At 34.8% G+C, this 17,480-nt stretch carries 16 protein-coding genes; 8 read left to right on the top strand and 8 right to left on the bottom strand.

The genetic code is table 11. The annotated features are described in order from the left end of the window. The coding region (rho, locus tag Q0L29_RS14435) for a transcription termination factor Rho (protein ID WP_296622794.1) at positions 1-1,260 on the bottom strand (1,260 nt) is incomplete at its 3' end. A gap of 252 nt (positions 1,261-1,512) precedes the next feature. Between rho and serS the strand changes: the two genes are divergently transcribed. The 3 genes from serS (at position 1,513) to Q0L29_RS14420 (ending at position 5,308) form a co-directional block, all read left to right on the top strand. Continuing rightward, positions 1,513-2,787: a serine--tRNA ligase gene (gene serS / locus Q0L29_RS14430; protein WP_296622792.1), complete on the top strand. Its 1,275-nt coding sequence runs from the start codon at positions 1,513-1,515 to the stop codon at positions 2,785-2,787. 227 nt (positions 2,788-3,014) lie between these two features. Next, positions 3,015-3,995: a YpdA family putative bacillithiol disulfide reductase gene (locus Q0L29_RS14425; RefSeq protein WP_296622790.1), complete on the top strand. Its 981-nt coding sequence runs from the start codon at positions 3,015-3,017 to the stop codon at positions 3,993-3,995. Positions 3,996-4,084: 89 nt separating this feature from the next. Beyond that, positions 4,085-5,308, top strand: a complete 1,224-nt coding sequence (locus tag Q0L29_RS14420) for a glycosyltransferase family 4 protein (RefSeq protein WP_296622789.1) — start codon at positions 4,085-4,087, stop codon at positions 5,306-5,308. Here Q0L29_RS14420 and Q0L29_RS14415 read toward each other — a convergent pair whose 3' ends face one another. Together Q0L29_RS14415 and Q0L29_RS14410 are read right to left on the bottom strand one after the other, a co-directional pair. Beyond that, entirely contained in the window at positions 5,309-6,538 is a 1,230-nt protein-coding gene (locus tag Q0L29_RS14415; RefSeq protein WP_296622787.1) for a M20/M25/M40 family metallo-hydrolase, read from the bottom strand. It lies immediately after the preceding gene. After that, a complete protein-coding gene (locus Q0L29_RS14410; RefSeq protein ID WP_296622786.1) occupies positions 6,539-7,735 on the bottom strand; it encodes a DnaJ domain-containing protein in 1,197 nt (398 codons plus the stop codon). Positions 7,736-7,816: 81 nt separating this feature from the next. Between Q0L29_RS14410 and Q0L29_RS17610 the strand changes: the two genes are divergently transcribed. Beyond that, positions 7,817-7,945: a DUF2461 family protein gene (locus tag Q0L29_RS17610; protein ID WP_367275799.1), complete on the top strand. Its 129-nt coding sequence runs from the start codon at positions 7,817-7,819 to the stop codon at positions 7,943-7,945. Between the two features lie 78 nt (positions 7,946-8,023). Here the strand turns inward: Q0L29_RS17610 and Q0L29_RS14405 are convergent, their stop codons facing one another. Continuing rightward, positions 8,024-8,485 carry a protein-disulfide reductase DsbD domain-containing protein gene (locus tag Q0L29_RS14405; RefSeq protein ID WP_296622784.1) on the bottom strand — a complete coding sequence of 154 codons (462 nt, stop codon included), beginning with the start codon at positions 8,483-8,485 and terminating at the stop codon, positions 8,024-8,026. A gap of 7 nt (positions 8,486-8,492) precedes the next feature. Next, positions 8,493-9,071 (bottom strand): peroxiredoxin, encoded by a 579-nt coding sequence (locus tag Q0L29_RS14400; protein ID WP_296622782.1) that lies wholly within the window; start codon positions 9,069-9,071, stop codon positions 8,493-8,495. A gap of 248 nt (positions 9,072-9,319) precedes the next feature. Between Q0L29_RS14400 and Q0L29_RS14395 the strand changes: the two genes are divergently transcribed. Further along, positions 9,320-9,955, top strand: coding sequence for a deoxynucleoside kinase (locus Q0L29_RS14395; RefSeq protein ID WP_296622780.1), 636 nt, complete (start codon positions 9,320-9,322; stop codon positions 9,953-9,955). A 74-nt stretch (positions 9,956-10,029) separates the two neighbouring features. Continuing rightward, positions 10,030-11,238, top strand: a complete 1,209-nt coding sequence (locus Q0L29_RS14390; protein ID WP_296622779.1) for an NAD(P)-dependent oxidoreductase — start codon at positions 10,030-10,032, stop codon at positions 11,236-11,238. A gap of 78 nt (positions 11,239-11,316) precedes the next feature. Here the strand turns inward: Q0L29_RS14390 and gcvP are convergent, their stop codons facing one another. Continuing rightward, on the bottom strand, positions 11,317-14,229 hold the full coding sequence (gcvP, locus tag Q0L29_RS14385) for an aminomethyl-transferring glycine dehydrogenase (RefSeq protein ID WP_296622777.1): 2,913 nt from the start codon (positions 14,227-14,229) through the stop codon (positions 11,317-11,319). Between the two features lie 137 nt (positions 14,230-14,366). Here gcvP and Q0L29_RS14380 point away from each other — a divergent pair, with 137 nt between their 5' ends. Both Q0L29_RS14380 and Q0L29_RS14375 read left to right on the top strand, forming a co-directional pair. Continuing rightward, complete coding sequence (locus Q0L29_RS14380) at positions 14,367-15,827, top strand: M28 family peptidase (protein ID WP_296622776.1); 1,461 nt, start codon at positions 14,367-14,369, stop codon at positions 15,825-15,827. 7 nt (positions 15,828-15,834) lie between these two features. Further along, a complete protein-coding gene (locus Q0L29_RS14375; protein ID WP_296622774.1) occupies positions 15,835-16,035 on the top strand; it encodes a hypothetical protein in 201 nt (66 codons plus the stop codon). A 25-nt stretch (positions 16,036-16,060) separates the two neighbouring features. On the opposite strand, the gene Q0L29_RS14370 is transcribed toward Q0L29_RS14375, so the two are convergent. Further along, on the bottom strand, positions 16,061-16,561 hold the full coding sequence (locus tag Q0L29_RS14370; protein ID WP_296622773.1) for a hypothetical protein: 501 nt from the start codon (positions 16,559-16,561) through the stop codon (positions 16,061-16,063). Then, complete coding sequence (locus Q0L29_RS14365; protein ID WP_296622771.1) at positions 16,546-17,343, bottom strand: inositol monophosphatase family protein; 798 nt, start codon at positions 17,341-17,343, stop codon at positions 16,546-16,548. Before Q0L29_RS14365 ends, Q0L29_RS14370 begins: the two co-directional genes overlap by 16 nt. Between the last annotated feature and the right edge of the window lie 137 nt (positions 17,344-17,480).

Raw genomic sequence — 17,480 nt, 5'->3', positions numbered from 1 at the left:
CGGTTTGTGCAATGCATTTGCATCCACACCACCTGATAATATTTTACCAGAAGACGGGATAACTGTATTGTATGCTCGAGCTAAACGAGTAATAGAATCTAAAAGAATCACTACATCATGACCACATTCCACCATTCTTTTAGCTTTTTCCAATACCATGCTAGCCACTTTTACATGACGGTCTGCTTGTTCGTCAAAAGTAGAACTCACTACTTCTGCTTTTACAGAACGTGCCATATCCGTAACCTCTTCAGGACGCTCATCAATTAATAAAATCAATAAATAAGCTTCAGGATGGTTTTCAGCCATAGCATTAGCCACCTCTTTCAATAGCTCTGTTTTACCTGTTTTAGGCTGAGCTACAATCATCCCTCTTTGTCCTTTTCCAATAGGAGCAAAAAGATCTAGAATACGAGTGGAATATTTGTTTGGCTTAGTACTTAAATTGAATTTTTCCTCAGGGAAAAGCGGAGTTAAGTATTCAAAAGGAACTCTATCTCTGATTTCCTCAGTAGTTTTTCCATTTACGGAAGAAACTCTTAATAAAGCGAAATATTTTTCACCTTCTTTTGGTGGCCTGATTTGACCTTTAACAGTATCTCCAGTTTTTAAACCAAATAATTTGATTTGAGATGGAGAAACATAAATATCATCTGGACTTGCAAGGTAGTTGTAGTCGGAAGAACGCAAGAAACCATATCCGTCTTGCATCATTTCTAATACGCCTTCATTTTCTATGATGCCATCAAAATCTTTGATGTCAGCTTTTTTCGAACGATTATCATTCCTTTCTGCTCTTGGCGGTCTATCACCTTTATCATTCGGACGCTCAGTTCTTTCGGGTCTGGGCCTTTTGTCTTTAGGAGCTGGGCGAGGCTTGCGCTCTTGCTTATCGTCTGCCTCAGCTTGCGGTTTAGAGTCTGCTTGAGAATTAGAGGAAGCATCTTCAGTCTTTTTCTCAGGCTTTGTTTCAGCTCTTTCCTCCTTTTTAGGAGCTTTTGCTTCAGCAGTTTCCTCTTTTTTCTCTGGAGCTTTTGCTCTTGGAGCATTTTCTTTTTTAGGTGCCGGTGCTGATTTAGGAGTAGATTTTTCTTCTTCCTTTTTTGGTAAATCACTTTCAGGTAAAAGTGCTTGTTGATCCAAAATTTTGTAAATCAGTTCTTTCTTCGGCAATTTCTTGTACTGAGATACTCCCAGTTTTTCTGCTATTTCTTTAAGTTCAGAAAGTAGCTTTAAGTTTAATTCTTCAATGTTATACATAAAGGGACTTTTACTTGTTCAGGATTTGAGACCCTGATTCTGTTGGTATGATAAATTTGATATTATGTTTTGGATTTTTTTGAATGAGACATTTGAATTTTGCCTCAGTTTCTTTTTAGATAATACAATGATATGCTAAGCATTTTTAATTGTCAAGCAAATTAAGAAATATAAAATAGAAATTGTCATTTAAGATGAGATTCTGTTTATAATACCGTTAAAAATAGCTTATTTTGCCAAAAATTTCGAAAAATGTTACAAGTTGCAAATTTGCGTGAAGATAAAGCCAAAGCAATCAAAGGCTTATTGAAAAGAAATATCGAAAATGCTGAATCTCTGATTGATGGGGTAATTGCTTTAGATAATAGAAGGAAAGCTTTACAGACTGAACTAGATTCAGTTTTGGCGGAATCAAATCAAATTTCCAAAAGCATTGGCATTTTGATGAAAGAAGGTAAGAAAGATGAAGCAGAAGAAGTAAAAACTAAAACTGCTGAATTAAAGCAACGCGGCAAAATCTTGCAGGAAGAATCCCAAGAGATTGAAAAAGAATTGACAGAAAGTCTCTATCAAATCCCTAATGTTCCGCATGAAGATGTGAAAAAAGGAAAAGGTGAAGATGATAATGAAATTATTTCTGAACATGGAGAAAAGCCTAATTTATATGCTGGTAAAAAACCACATTGGGATTTAATAAAGGATTATGACATCATCGACTTCGATTTAGGTATAAAAATCACAGGTGCAGGATTTCCTGTTTATAAAGGGAAAGGCGCAAGAATGCAGCGCGCTTTATTGAATTTCTTTTTGGATGAAGCTGAAAAGCAGGGGTTCAAAGAAATTCAGCCACCTATAGTAGTAAATGAAGCTTCAGGGATCGGAACTGGGCAATTACCAGATAAGGAAGGTCAGATGTATCATATTGAGGATACAGATTTATATTTGATTCCTACAGCAGAAGTGCCCATTACTAATCTCCTAAGAGATGAAATTATTAATGAAGAGGATTTACCTATTAAATTGACTGCCTATACACCTTGTTTCCGGAAAGAAGCAGGTTCTTGGGGAGCACACGTAAGAGGGTTAAATCGTTTACATCAATTTGATAAGGTGGAAATTGTTCAAGTTCAGCATCCTGACAAATCATATCAGGCATTGGAAGAAATGAATAATTATATTCAAAGCTTACTGACTAAATTAGAATTGCCTTATAGAGTATTAAGGTTATGCGGTGGTGATTTAGGATTTACTGCCGCCTTAACTTATGATATGGAAGTTTGGTCTGCAGCTCAGGAAAAATGGTTGGAGGTTAGCTCGGTTTCTAATTTTGAAACTTATCAGTCCAATCGATTAAAATTGCGTTATAAAGATGCCGATAAGAAAAAGCACTTATTACATACATTAAATGGTAGTGCATTGGCATTTCCAAGAATTTTAGCAGCCATTTTGGAAAACAATCAAACCGAAAAAGGGATTCGAGTACCCAAGGCGTTGCAATCCTATACTGGATTTGAATGGATTGATTAAAATACGGCTGACTTAATACCTCTCCAAACCTGTCAGGTTTCAATTGCCAATTTCTACTAAACATTTATTTTTTGTAGATTAAAATTTTGGTAAAACCTGACAGGTCTTTTCCTCTCCCCTTCCTAAATTAGATTTAAAGCTTTCTAATAAAATACCCAATTCTCAAAACCTTAGCTACACTTCACGTATTAATTAAGATATTAAATACCATTCAGAAATAAACTAAGATGCAAAATATAGATGTTTTAATAATCGGTGGAGGACCAATTGGCTTGGCATGTGGAATAAAAGCGGAGTCTGACGGCTTGTCTTATGTTATTGTGGATAAAGGCACTTTAGTGAACTCACTCTATCATTATCCATACGGCATGACTTTTTTTAGTACTTCCGATAAATTGGAAATTGGAGGTGTACCCTTTATTTCTCATAATCCGAAGCCAACTAGAATGGAAGCTTTGGAATATTATAGGAGAGTAGCAAGTTCTCATAAACTCAATACTTCTTTATACAATTCTGTTCATAAGGTGGAGAAAAATGAAAACGGTTTTCGAGTAAATACTGATAAATTTGATTTGCAGACAGAGAATGTTATTGTAGCCACAGGTTTTTATGATTTACCTCATAAGTTAGGAATTCCCGGTGAGGATTTGCCAAAAGTAACTCATTACTATAAAGAAGCTCATCCTTATTATGATATGAAGTTGGCTATTGTTGGAGCAGCCAATTCTGCTGTAGATGCTGCTTTGGAGTGCTTTAGAAAAGGTGCAAAGGAAGTCACAATGGTGATTCGGGAAGAAGAAATACGTAAAACTGTGAAATATTGGGTGAAACCTGATATAGAAAATAGAATTAAAGAAGGCAGCATAAAAGCGTATTTCGAAAGTGAGATTACTGCTATTAGAGAAAATGAAATAGACATCAAAAGCCCCGAGGGAAATATCACAATAGAAAATGATTTTGTATTAGCTATGACGGGCTATGAACCTAATTATGATTTCTTAAACAAGATGGGAGTTGAAAAAAGAGCTGAACCACCTTTTGCTCCAGTATATGATGCTGAAAGTATGGAAACCAATGTAGAGGGCATTTATTTAGCAGGCGTAATTTGTGGTGGCATGGAAACCAACAAATGGTTTATAGAAAACAGTAGGGTTCATGCTGATATGATAATGGATCATATTAAAAGTAAGCGGATGATAGTGAAATAGGAATTTCATTTTTATAAAAAATTCAGCATAGTAAAATTATATTAAAATCTTATTTGTTATAAAGCTAAAGCAACTACTTTAGTGTTTGAATGAAAATCCTTTACATCCATCAATATTTCAAAACTCCTGATGAGGGTGGTGCCAATCGCTCTTATTTTATGGCTCAGGCTTTAAAAGCTAAAGGTCATGAGGTAGAAATGTTAACGGCACATAATGACAACAAGCCTGCTTCCAGGATACTGGATGGATTACAGGTGCATTATTTACCAGTTCGATATGAAAACCAATTTGGTTTTTTTAAAAGAATAAAAGCATTTCTTTATTTTATCATACTGTGTAAAAGCTTTATTAGAAAGCAGAATGGTTATGATAAGATAATCGTGACCAGCACACCGCTTACTGTAGGCTTTATAGCTTTATGGGCTCAAAAAAAGTTTGATATTCCCTATATTTTTGAAGTTAGAGATTTATGGCCGGAAGCTCCAATCCAAATGGGAGTTATTAAGAATCCATTACTTAAACTATGGCTAGAAAAACAGGAATTAAAATTTTACAAAAATACGGAAAGAGTTATTGCACTTTCTCCCGGAATGCGAAATCATATTGAAAAAAGAGCTCCGAGTGTTAAAGTAGAGTTGATTCCCAATGTTGCAGATTGCGATTTCTTTGAACGAGTAGAGGAAAAAGATGAAGATTTAGTTTTGCAATATGGAGTAAAAAATAAATTTGTCGTGAGCTATTTTGGTGCTGTTGGTCCTGTTAATGATCTGATGAGCTTAATAAAGTGTGCAGAGTTAAGTATGGATTTACCGATTCGTTTTCTCATTATGGGTGAAGGCTCCAGCTTGCCGGAAATCAAGAAATATGTGGCCAAAAACCAGCTAAAAAATATCTTTTTTATTCCTTACGGCACTAAAGAAGAAGTGAAGGATGTCATGAATGTAACCGATGCTTGTTATGTTTCATTTCTTCATAAACCAGTTTTAAGAACAAACTCTCCTAATAAATTTTTTGATGCCATTGCATCTGGGAAATTGATAATCACCAATATTCAAGGCTGGATTAGAGGGTTGGTAGAAAAGCGGCATATCGGTTTTTTTGCAGATTCTGATTTTCCGGCCGAGTTTGGAGAAAAAATTAAGCCGTTCATAGAATCATCTGAATTATTAAGGAAATATCAAAAAGCATCTAGAGACACAGCAGAGCAGTTTTTCAGCAGAAAAGAATTAAGCCACCACTTTGTACAAGCAATCGAAGGGAAAAATTATCAGCATGAAGCTGAAATTCGTTCCATTTTTAGTTTGAGTGCTTGATTAATATTCCTTTAAACTTTCAATTATCAAATCATGCAATTCATCAAATGCTTCTAAGCTTAAGTCCTCTCCATTGTCATGTATATCGTGATAAGATTGTTTTCCACCTAAGGTGTAAATAAACACAGCTGGAATTCCAATTCTGTCGAATAAACAATGATCACTATTGCATGCCTCTCCTCTTGCTTTAATTTCTACTATTCTGTCATCATTTAATTCTTGAATTAAATTAAAATAGCGATTATGCTTTTTGGCATTCACCATGGTAATACCTTCATCACCTGTTCCCACCATGTCCAGATTTACCAGTATTTTGACTTTTCTCAAATCAAATAGTGCATTTTCAATAAAATAATAACTGCCGAGCAAACCGATTTCTTCAGCTGTGGTAAAAAGAAAATAGATATCGAATTTTGGCTGATTTTGACCGTAATATTTTGCTAAAGCTAAAAGCATAGCCACACCTGAGGCATTATCATTTGCCCCTCTGAAAATTGCATTTCCCATTTGGCCCAAATGATCATAATGCGCAGAAAACATAATGATAGAATCACTTCTTTCTCCTGATACCTTTCCAATTACATTTGATGAGCGAAAATTTGAAATGAACTCCGCTTCATTAGAGGCACTAATTTCAGCTCCTTTTTTTAAGGGATCTTTTATGTATAAAACAATATTATCAGATTGTTTGGATGATGGAAACCAACTCCATTTAGTGCTGTCCTGTATGATTAATAAATTTCCCTTTGCTTTAGAGTCAAATAGAAAAGATTGTGTTAGTTCATTAATTTCATTGGCATTGTCCTTCGTTTTTTCAATATAGAAAATTTGATTTTTGGTTCTTTTTGGAATTGAAAAGCTAGTAGATATATTCTGAATCTCACCTTTTATTTTAATAGGGGCTGAAGCAGAATGATAAAGGAAATCTTTACCTGCTCCGTAGATTTTAATTGTATTTTGATTTTCTACTGAAAACTGAACAGTACCTGGAAAAGTATTGACAGGATAGGATAATCCTTGTTCGAATCCATTTTCACCGCCAGCTTTTACATTAAATTGCAATAGCTTCTCAATAATAAAATCCGCAGCTTTGTCTTGCCCATCGTTAGTAAAACCTCTACCAGCCAAAGAATCAGAGGTTAAAATGGAAAGGTGTTCACGTGCTATATTACTTTGACTTACAGCAAGAGAGATATTGAATAGAAAAAATAGAATGAAAAGAAATCGCATTTAGTTACAGCTTAATTCAAAATTTAATTGTGGGCGAATATCCATCTTTTCTGCCTTTTTTAAAATATTGCAGGCTTCCTTTTTATTATCCAACTGATAATAACATTCAATCAAATACTGATAGGCTATTTTTTTTTCCGGCTTGAAAAAGATGACCCACTCCAATAATTTAGATGCTTGACGGTAATCTCCTTGTTCATAAAGAATTTCAGCTGCATTAAAATATATTGATTTATAACTCTCAGGCGTTCTTTCTGCAGATACTAATAAGCGATAGGCATTACCATATATGCTTTTAAATTCATTTAGGATATTAGATAGCCCCATTTGATAATACTGCATGGCTACTTCATTGTCATTCAATTCGTCTTTGTAAATCTCCCCAATTAGAGATATCATACGCATTCGTTTATAGTTATTATTCATTAATCGGCTTAATATAAACACTGCTTTATTAGGTTCATTTAAATTTCTATAGCAGACCGCCAGTCTATATTGCATGTCAGGATTTTGACTTTGACTATATTCCATAAAGAATAAATAACCCCAAAGAGCATCCTGAAAGGCCTTGTTTTTATAGTCGATATCAGCCTGATCTCTTCGAAAATTCAAATAATCAATTTCATATCGTTTAATGGCATTGTATTCACTATTGGATGATTTGATATCATCAATAAAATTCAATGCGGCTTGAACTTTTCCAGAATAATATAGACTATCAGCATATTTCACCTTTTCATCGAACTGGCTGATCATTTTTTGAAGTTTTCTCTCCTGAAAAAAATCATTTAAGCTAACTGTAATATAAACCAGTATAGCTATGGATGCTACTATACCTAAAGCATAATATGTTCCTTTTCTTTCTAGGCTGGCATCTTTTACTGGTCTATAAACCGGTGGTCTATAAGTGTAATTTTGATATGGGTTCTTATAGGCTCTTTGTCTATTTTCGTGTGCACGAATGCTTGCTCTTTTAGCATTTAGTCGTATTTGAGCCAATTTCAGGTCATATTTTTGTCTTAAATCACGATTACTCAAGACTGCATAAGCAGTGGAAATTATTTTGAACTTCTCCTCTGCGGCTGGTGATGAATTAATATCAGGATGGTATGCCTTTGCTAGCTTTTTGTAGGCAGACTTTATCTCAGACAAGGTCGCCATCTCACTTAAACCTAATATTTGATAGTAATTTTCCATTCAGAAGAAAATAATTGAACAATGCTTAAACAAACATAACAATTATTTATTGCTATTTTAGTTCCATTAAATGTATAAACAATGGCCTATTTCAGTAATAATTTTATAAATTTTTTCGAAGAACTGGAGAAAAACAATAATAAAGAGTGGTTTGACGAGAATAGGAGAAGATACAATAAATTGCAATTCGATTGCTTTGTTTGCTTATAAAAGCAGCTATGAGACTTACAGCAAATTATTCCGAACCTTCCTGAAGGAACGGTATTACACTTGCATATTTTTATTGAATCACTTCTTTATGTTTATTTTCATAATAAATTTAAGGTTACGAGGAAAATAACATTTGTAGTCATCACATGCCTGATAGTACAATTTTCCATTAATAGAAAACACCTCCTTTTCTCCCGGTTTTATAATCTTGACCGGAACATTAATTTCAAGTATGTCTTTATAAACAGACCAAGTGGTTTTTTGTCCTTTCATTTTAAATTCAACAGTCTTTGGAAAAACCGGATCACCCAGTTTCAGGCTATCCAGTACATCAAAAGATAGGACAGTAGGAATAAGATTTTCATCTTTCACTTGGCTTGCCTGAATATGATAGCCCTCTTTGATTAAAAAAGAAAGCGAAATATACTGCTGCTCACCTGCTTCAACAAAATATTCCGGTGCTTTGTGCAATTGAACAAATGATGGATTTTGTGCATAGATCAATGTGTTTGCTTGAAACAATAGGACAAGCCAAATCATCAAAACATTATTCTGCAGCAAGCAATTCATCGAGTTCTGCTTTTAATTTCACCAGTTTAGCATCGAAGTTTTGGGAATCCAACAAGGAAAAGAATTGAATCTTTCCCTCTTGGTCAATCAGTATATTAGATGCCAGCATAACCTCATCCCGCGCAAGATCGGGCAGAACATTGTCAGGCGCAAAACTCGCTGCTACAGACCCGTCTGAATCTAATAAAACCGGGAATGTGAGGTTGAATCGGTCTTTCAACTTATTTTGAACTAATTCCTTGGGTTCTTTTACATCAATAACAAGTACCTTTACATTCTTATTCTTATAATCTTGCTTGAGTTGTTCCAAATGTGGTGCCTCTGCATTACAAAATGGACACCAGGTTGTAGCGATATGAAGTACCAAGAAACTTCCTTTATAGGATTCCGAACTTACCAAATTCCCTTTCAGATCAGGGAGTGTGAATTCAGGTGCCATCTTACCTTCGATGGAGGATCCATCTTTGTTTTGTGCATGTATATTATTGCTAACCAGCCAAGCAGATAATAATAGTATGCTATATAACAGTCGGAAAATTTTTCTATTGAAAATCATGTCTTTAAAGTTTATATTCTAATCAATGATTAAAACAATATCGGAAGAAGATTTGAAGACTGCAAATTTAAATTACGTTTCATTCTGATTTTCAACTAGATACAGTTTACATATACAAGATTACAGCATTATTCCCTGCCCCTATTAGCTATACTATTCAGGTTGAATAAAAAATCAATGATTATATAAGAAAACATACTCGTTAAAAAGCTTATATTTTTTACTTTTGTGCTCAGATGGAAAACAGAATGAATCAATTAAAACATATAGCCATAGCTGGGAATATTGGTGCCGGCAAAACCACATTAGCCAATAAGTTATCACATCATTATGGTTGGAGAACTGAGTTTGAGGCTGTTGAGGATAATCCCTATTTAGTGGATTTTTATAGTGATATGAAACAATGGGCTTTCCATCTACAGGTGTATTTTTTGAATAGTCGTTTAAAACAAGTAAAGAGAATAAGAGAAAGTGAGCATACTGTAGTTCAGGATCGCTCCATTTACGAAGATTGTTATGTCTTTGCTAAAAACCTTCATGAACAAGGCAATATGTCTGATCGTGATTACCATAATTATTTGGAATTATTTGATTCAATGTCGCCAGTAATCACTCCACCTGATTTGTTGATTTATTTGCGTGCTGATATCCCAAAATTAGTAGGACAAATAGAAAAAAGAGGCAGAGATTATGAAGAAACCATCAGAATTGATTATCTGAAAAATCTAAATAAACATTATGAGGCTTGGGTAAAGCAATATGATATTGGGAAACTTATTATTATTGATGTTAATCAACTGGATTATTTAAATAACGTAGAAGATTTTGCTTTAATTGTTAGTAAAATTGATACGGAAGTGCACGGACTTTTCTCAAGTCATTAAGCTATTTTATAATGTAGCCTCCACTATTATTGATACCTTTAGGAAATAATCCATTTTGTAATTATTACAGTTTTATGTTGAAAATAGGAATCATAAGAGAAGACAAAATACCGGTAGATAAACGATCTCCTTTAACTCCGGCTCAATGCCAATTGGTGGCAGATCAATTTAAGGTTGATGTGAAAGTTCAAAAAAGTGATGTAAGGGTTTTTCAACCTGAAGAATACTCACAACATAAAATTGAAATGGTGGATGATATCAATGACGCTGATATTCTTTTAGGTGTAAAAGAAGTGCCGCTTGAAAAGTTAATTTCTGAAAAAACCTATTTCTTTTTCTCTCATACTATTAAAGAGCAGGAATATAATCGCGAGCTTTTACAAGCTATTCTGAAAAAAAAGATTAATCTCGTAGATTATGAATGTTTACTAGATTCTAAAACTAATCAGCGAATTGTAGCTTTTGGTCGTTTTGCAGGAATCGTTGGAGCATATAATACGATCTGGACATTTGGTCAGCGATATAACCTTTTCAATATTAGAAGAGCACATGAATGCTTTGATTTGGCTGATATGAAAACAGAATTTAAAAAAGTGGAACTTCCTGCTATCAAAATAGCTATTACAGGTGGCGGAAGAGTTGCAAAAGGAGCCATGGAAGTCATGTTTGGTATGGATATTTTACAGGTTTCACCTTATGAGTTTTTAAATGAAAGGTTTGATCGGCCTGTTTTTGCTCAGTTAAGTAGTCACACTTACCATAAGAAAAAGGATGGTAGTTTATTCAATAGAGACGAGTTCTATGATAACCCTGGTCTTTACGAGGGCGACTTCCTTAAATATACTAAAGTTGCAGATATGCTAATTGCAGGCGCTTTTTGGGATCCACGTGCTCCTGTTCTTTTTACAAAAGAAGATGCTATGCGTCCTGAATTTAAAACAAGGATTATTGGAGATATAACTTGTGACATTGAAGGTTCCATTCCGAGTACGAAAAAGCCTGCTACGGTAGAAGATCCTGTGTATGATTACGATCCAACTACTGATACTATTCAACCAGAATTCAGTGAGGAGAGTAATATAACGGTTATGGCAGTGGACAATTTACCTTGTGAGCTTCCAAGAGATGCTTCTGAAAGCTTTGGTCATGAGCTAATTGAGAATGTATTACCCCATCTTTTAGGAGATGATAAGGAAGATGTTATCAAAAATGCAACTATTGCTCAAAATGGTAAATTGACAGAAAGGTTTAGCTATTTACAAGGATTTGTTGATGGGCAGTAAATAGCCATGATAGCTAAAAACAAAAAGCCTTTCAAAATTAATTTGAAAGGCTTTTTTACTCATATATTTTCTAATTTATTATGCTAAAGCTTCTTCGGGATTATCTTCATATTCAGATACAGGAATACAGCTGCACATCAAGTTTCTATCTCCATAAGCACTGTCAATTCGGCTGACACTCGGCCAGAATTTGCTTTGACGAACTGATTCTAATGGGAATACTGCTTTCTCTCTTGAGTAAGGCAATTCCCACTTTTCAGCTAATGCAACTGACATTGTATGAGGCGCATTTTTCAACACATTTTGCTCAGCATCTGCTTTTCCATCTGCTATTTCTTGAATTTCTTTTCGAATAGAAATCATGGCGGTACAGAATTTATCTAATTCCATTTTACTTTCACTTTCAGTAGGCTCAATCATCATCGTGCCTGGAACAGGGAAAGAAACGGTAGGAGAATGATATCCATAATCCATTAATCGTTTAGCTATATCCTCTACTTCAACGCCAAAATCTTTGAAAGCACGACAGTCAATAATCATTTCATGCGCAGCGCGTCCTTTCTGATTAGTGTAAAGCACAGGATAACTATCCGCTAATGTTTCTTTAATGTAATTGGCATTTAATATGGCTAATTGTGTAGCCTTCTTAAGCCCTTGGCTACCCATCATAGAAATGTAAGCATAACTAATTGCTAGGATGCTTGCACTACCCCAAGGTGCCGCAGAAATAGCTGTAATAGCTTGGTTCCCACCTGTCGGTACTAAAGGATTGCCCGGCAAGAAATCTTCTAAGTGTTCTGCAACACAAATTGGTCCCATACCTGGTCCTCCACCACCGTGAGGAATACAGAATGTTTTATGTAAGTTCAAATGGCAGACATCAGCTCCGATATTTGCTGGAGATGTTAGGCCAACCTGAGCATTCATATTAGCACCATCCATATAAACTTGTCCACCATTATCATGAACTATTTGACAGATTTCTTGAATACTTTCCTCAAAAACTCCGTGAGTAGAAGGATAAGTCACCATTAAAGCAGCCAAGTTATTTTTATACTCTTCAGCCTTAGCTTTTAAATCATCTAAATCAATGTTTCCTTGGTCATCACACTTGGTAATGATCACTTTCATACCTGCCATTACTGCACTTGCCGGGTTTGTTCCGTGTGCAGATGAAGGAACTATAGTGACATTTCTATGATCATCTCCTCTGCTTTGGTGATAGGCTCTGATAACCATCAAACCTGCATACTCACCTTGAGCTCCTGAGTTTGGCTGTAGAGATGTTGCTGCAAATCCAGTGATTTCAGTCAGCATATTCTCCAGTTTGATGAACATTTCCCTGTATCCTAAAGCTTGCTCTTTTGGTGCGTAAGGGTGAATATACGCCATTTCTGGCCATGTGATTGGAATCATTTCTGCAGTTGCATTCAATTTCATGGTGCATGAGCCCAAAGAAATCATAGAATGAACCAATGATAGATCTTTATTTTCCAATCTTTTAATGTAGCGCAACATTTCGTGCTCAGCATGGAACTGATTAAAAATCGGATGCTCCATAAACCTGCTATCACGTATCAATTGCTTTGGCCAGTCTAATTCTAATGAATCAACTTTATCCTCAACAGAATACTTATTAGCATCTTCATCAACTACCAACGCAAAAATTTCAATCAATTCTTTTATATCATGAATACGAGTTGTTTCATTTAAAGCAATTGAAACTGTATGGGTTCCAGTTAAATTAAGATTGATTTGTCTCTCATATAAAATAGAATGCAGTTTTTCTCTTAATTTTTCTGACTCAAGCTGAACTGTGATGGTATCGAAGAAATTTTTGTTAGATACTTCATATCCTAAGGCTTTCACTCCATTAGCTAATAATTTAGCTAGAGAATGAGTTCTTACTGCAATTTTTTTCAATCCAACAGGTCCGTGATAAACAGCAAACATTCCTGACATGATGGCTAGTAAAACCTGAGCAGTGCAAATATTAGAAGTTGCTTTTTCCTTTTTAATATGTTGCTCTCTGGTTTGAAGCGCCATTCTGTAGGCTTTGTTACCTTTTTTATCAACAGAAACTCCAATGATTCTACCTGGCACTTGTCTTTTATAGGCCTCTTTAGTTGCAAAATAAGCTGCATGTGGACCACCATAACCTAATGGGATTCCAAATCGCTGTGATGTTCCTACCACACAATCAGCCCCCATTTCACCTGGAGGTGTTACTAAGGTTAATGCTAATAAATCAGCACCTACAGTAGAATGAATATTATATTCTGTAGCAGCTTCAATGATTGGTTTTAAATCATTGATTTCACCTTTTAAGTTTATTTGTTGAGCGTAAAATCCAAAAATATCTGAATCAGTTACGTCTAATTGTGATAAATTAGCAAATCTTAACTCGATTCCCATCGGATTAGCCCTTGTTTTTAGAATATCAATGGTTTGTGGAAATGTATTTTCATCAACAAAGAATACTTTAGCCGACTTTTTCTTGCCTTTTCTTAATCCATAGAACATACTCATCGCCTCAGCGGCTGCAGTTCCTTCATCTAACAAAGATGCATTGGCAATTTCCATTCCTGTCAAATCAATGACCATGGTTTGAAAATTGATTAATGCTTCTAATCTTCCTTGAGCGATTTCAGCCTGGTACGGAGTGTAAGCAGTGTACCAACCCGGGTTTTCTAAAATATTTCTTTGAATCACTCCTGGAGTATGAGTATTGTAATATCCTAATCCGATATAAGACCTAAAGATTTGATTTTTTTGAGCAATTTCCTTGAACGACTCTAAAAATTCAAACTCAGTTTGTGCTTCAGGGAGGTTTAAATCCTTCTTAAGCTGTATTGCTTTTGGGATGGTTTCATCAATAAGATGTTCCAAAGAATCGGCTTTTACCGTTTTCAGCATCTCTGATATTTGCTGATTATCCGGTGCATTATGCCTCACATCAAATCTTTCTTGGTACAGAGGGTTTAATTTCATAATATTAGAAAGTATCTTTAATAAATATTTTGGATATTCACGGACTGTTTCGTGCCACAAAAGTACAATATATTATTTAGGATTTTTGTTCACATAACAGTAAAAAATTTAAATAAATTTACCTTAAACCCTTAATTATGAAGACTTTTTTCTCAACTCTAGTCATGACTTTGTTGGCTGTTAGTTTGCTATCTGGCCAGGTAATGGAAAAGCAAGCAAGAAAGTATGCTAAAACTATTATAGATGACGATTTAACAAGACATTTAACATTATTGGCCTCCGATTCTTTAGAAGGAAGAGAAACTGGGAAAAAAGGTCAGAAAATGGCTGCAGAATATATTAAAAATCATTTTGAGTCTTTAGGTTTACAGGCACCAGTTGATGGTTCTTACTTCCAAAAATTCAATTTATATCAAACCTACAGAGGAGAGGCTGAAATGGTAGTAAATGGGAAAACCATTAAAAACCTAGACCAAATGGTTTATTGGGCGAATGTTCCTTTTGAAAAAAACGAAATTGAAATTGTTTATGTAAACAAAGCTCAGGAAGAAGATTTAGAAGGTATTAATGCAGAAGGCAAGTTTTTAGCCTTTAAAGCAGATGGTCAATTTACACCAGTTTTAAAATCTCTTGAAGAAGCAGGAGCAAAGGGAGCCATTGTTTTTGCTGAAGACAGCAGTAGAATGAATATGGTTTTGCGTTATGGTAGATATTATGCAACCCACGGTTCTTTGTCCAGAACAGAACCTTCAAAAGATGGACTCGCTAGTGTCGTAATTTATCAAGAATTAGCAGACGATATCTTCGGAAAATCTTTATCTGAATTGGAAATTGGAGAAACAGCTAAAGCTGAATTATATGCAGAAATCAATACTGAAGTTATAGAAACTGAAAATGTATTGGGTTACTTGGAAGGCACTGAAAAGAAAGATGAATTAATAGTGTTGACAGCCCATTATGATCATGTTGGTATTCAAGATGGTAAAGTTTATAATGGAGCAGATGATGATGCTTCAGGTACTACCGCAGTAATGGAAATAGCTGAAGCCTTTGTGAAAGCTAAAGAAGCAGGACATGGTCCTAAAAGAAGTATATTATTTATGCCAGTAACAGGAGAAGAAAAAGGCTTATTAGGTTCAGCACACTATGCTGAGAACCCAGTTTTTCCATTGGAAAACACAGTTACCAATTTAAATATCGATATGATTGGTAGAATAGATTCAGTTCATAAAGACGATAGAGAATTTGTTTATCTAATTGGTTCCAATAGAATTTCCACTGAACTACATGAAATCAGTGAAGCAATGAATGATAATTATACAAAACTGGAATTAGATTATACATATAATGCGGAAGATCATCCGGATAGAATTTATTATCGTTCTGATCATTGGAACTTCGCAAAAAATGGGGTTCCTATTATTTTTTATTTTAATGGTACTCATGCTGATTATCATCAGCATACCGATACAGTGGAGAAAATTGAATTCGATTTGTTAAAAAAGAGAACAGATTTAGTTTTTTACACTGCTTGGGAGATTGCGAACAGAGAAGAACGATTGACTATCGATGAAGTAGAAGAAGAAACCGAAGAATAGAACTGATATGAAAAAGCTATCAACCCTTTTAATGATTTTAATGATTTCAGCATGCGGGCTTGTAGAAGTCTGTGTGGTCTGTACTGAAGCCAATACTGGTGTGGAGGAAAATTTTTGTGGTTCGCCTGAAGAAGTGCAAGAATTTGAGGATGACCTGGAGAATACAGGTTCTCAGTATGGACAGAATTGGAATTGTACAGGAGCTTAAGAAAGATAAGCTGGTTCTCACTGGCTTATCTTTTTAATAAATTCTCTACTTCTATTCCTTTGCTGACTGCAATGCTTTCAATTTCTCTTTTAATCTCTATCGAGGTTTCCTTTCTAGTTGTGTATGGATAAAACTGCAAACCGGTTCTATCTTTTATTCCAATTTTATAATATCCTAATTCGATTTTCTTTACATCATTCCAATTGATGAATTCAGACTTTTTTAAGACGCTTCTTTTTGTTTTCAATCCATCTTTAGAAATGATAAAGTGAGGAGCGTATTTTGAGGTAGGGGATAATTCAAAATGAGCTTTAAAAAAGAAAAATATACCATTAAGTGCATATATGGCTGGTATCCCTACTTTTTCAAATAAGCCATTATTTTTCTTAAAAATGGAGACAAATAATAAAACCAACCATACAGCGGCTAAAAAGTAAGAAAGTTTCCTAAATGTTTTATCTGGATATTTTAAATATCCTGCCCCTAAATTTATTCTTTTACCTTTTAATTCTAATTGTGTTTCCATCGGTTCTGGAGGACGGTTAATAGTTCTTCATATACTTCTGCAGAGCAAGATAATATTTCCCTACCAAAAATGTAATCACCATCACCATTAAATCGGCTTACCTTACCGCCTGCTTGTTGCACTATGAAGGCTCCTGCTGCCACATCCCATGCATTCAGATTGTATTCGAAATAGGCTTCATATCTTCCGCATGCAACATAGGCCAAGTCTACTGCAGCACTTCCAAACCTTCTTAATCCATGGCTGTTTTGCATTAAGTATTTTAGAATGGATAAGTAATCATCCATCTTATCAAAATCATTATAGGGAAAGCCAGTGGCAATTAGGCTTTGTGATAAATCTATATTTTTCGAAACGGAAATAGGCTTTCCATTTAATTTAGAAGACTCTCCTTTAACTGCCTCAAAACATTCATCTCTGTTGATTTCTAGCACTATACCTGATACAATCTCATCATTTTGCTGTAAAGCCACACTTATAGAGAATACAGGCAATCCATGCACAAAATTGGTGGTGCCGTCTAAAGGATCTATTATCCAATTAAACTCCTCACCTTTTTTATTTGAAGTTCCTTCTTCTGCAATAAATCCTGACTCGGGTAGAATTTCACCTAATCCTTCTACTAATCTTTTTTCAGCTTCCTTATCGACATAACTGACCAAATCATTAAAACCCTTATGCTCTACTTTATCGGTATTGAAGTTTTCAGATTCATGTCTTATGAATTCGCCTACTTCTTTAACTAGTTTTATGGCTTCTTGGTGGATATTATTTAAATTCATCTTAATTTTTTTTTATTGATACTAATTTTCAAATAAAAAGTAAAAGTTTTTCAGTGCGTTTTCTCCCATTGGGGGAAGTACAGCCAAAGGATGGTCAGCCTTTGGCAGAAAAGGGGGCTTTTGTGACCTCAAATAAA

Source organism: Marivirga sp. (assembly GCF_024636815.1).
Taxonomy (GTDB): domain Bacteria; phylum Bacteroidota; class Bacteroidia; order Cytophagales; family Cyclobacteriaceae; genus Marivirga.
This window is presented reverse-complemented; position numbering and strand designations above follow the sequence as displayed.

What these genes read in the sequence shown, in the direction of transcription:
- Q0L29_RS14405 (WP_296622784.1), bottom strand. Translation starts at nt 8,485, where the DNA reads ATGATTTGGCTTGTCCTATTGTTTCAAGCAAACACATTGATCTATGCA.
- Q0L29_RS17610 (WP_367275799.1), top strand. Translation starts at nt 7,817, where the DNA reads ATGGCCTATTTCAGTAATAATTTTATAAATTTTTTCGAAGAACTGGAG.
- Q0L29_RS14400 (WP_296622782.1), bottom strand. Translation starts at nt 9,071, where the DNA reads ATGATTTTCAATAGAAAAATTTTCCGACTGTTATATAGCATACTATTA.
- Q0L29_RS14380 (WP_296622776.1), top strand. Translation starts at nt 14,367, where the DNA reads ATGAAGACTTTTTTCTCAACTCTAGTCATGACTTTGTTGGCTGTTAGT.
- Q0L29_RS14365 (WP_296622771.1), bottom strand. Translation starts at nt 17,343, where the DNA reads ATGAATTTAAATAATATCCACCAAGAAGCCATAAAACTAGTTAAAGAA.
- Q0L29_RS14425 (WP_296622790.1), top strand. Translation starts at nt 3,015, where the DNA reads ATGCAAAATATAGATGTTTTAATAATCGGTGGAGGACCAATTGGCTTG.
- Q0L29_RS14415 (WP_296622787.1), bottom strand. Translation starts at nt 6,538, where the DNA reads ATGCGATTTCTTTTCATTCTATTTTTTCTATTCAATATCTCTCTTGCT.
- serS (WP_296622792.1), top strand. Translation starts at nt 1,513, where the DNA reads ATGTTACAAGTTGCAAATTTGCGTGAAGATAAAGCCAAAGCAATCAAA.
- Q0L29_RS14370 (WP_296622773.1), bottom strand. Translation starts at nt 16,561, where the DNA reads ATGGAAACACAATTAGAATTAAAAGGTAAAAGAATAAATTTAGGGGCA.
- Q0L29_RS14410 (WP_296622786.1), bottom strand. Translation starts at nt 7,735, where the DNA reads ATGGAAAATTACTATCAAATATTAGGTTTAAGTGAGATGGCGACCTTG.
- Q0L29_RS14375 (WP_296622774.1), top strand. Translation starts at nt 15,835, where the DNA reads ATGAAAAAGCTATCAACCCTTTTAATGATTTTAATGATTTCAGCATGC.
- Q0L29_RS14395 (WP_296622780.1), top strand. Translation starts at nt 9,320, where the DNA reads ATGAATCAATTAAAACATATAGCCATAGCTGGGAATATTGGTGCCGGC.
- Q0L29_RS14420 (WP_296622789.1), top strand. Translation starts at nt 4,085, where the DNA reads ATGAAAATCCTTTACATCCATCAATATTTCAAAACTCCTGATGAGGGT.
- gcvP (WP_296622777.1), bottom strand. Translation starts at nt 14,229, where the DNA reads ATGAAATTAAACCCTCTGTACCAAGAAAGATTTGATGTGAGGCATAAT.
- Q0L29_RS14390 (WP_296622779.1), top strand. Translation starts at nt 10,030, where the DNA reads ATGTTGAAAATAGGAATCATAAGAGAAGACAAAATACCGGTAGATAAA.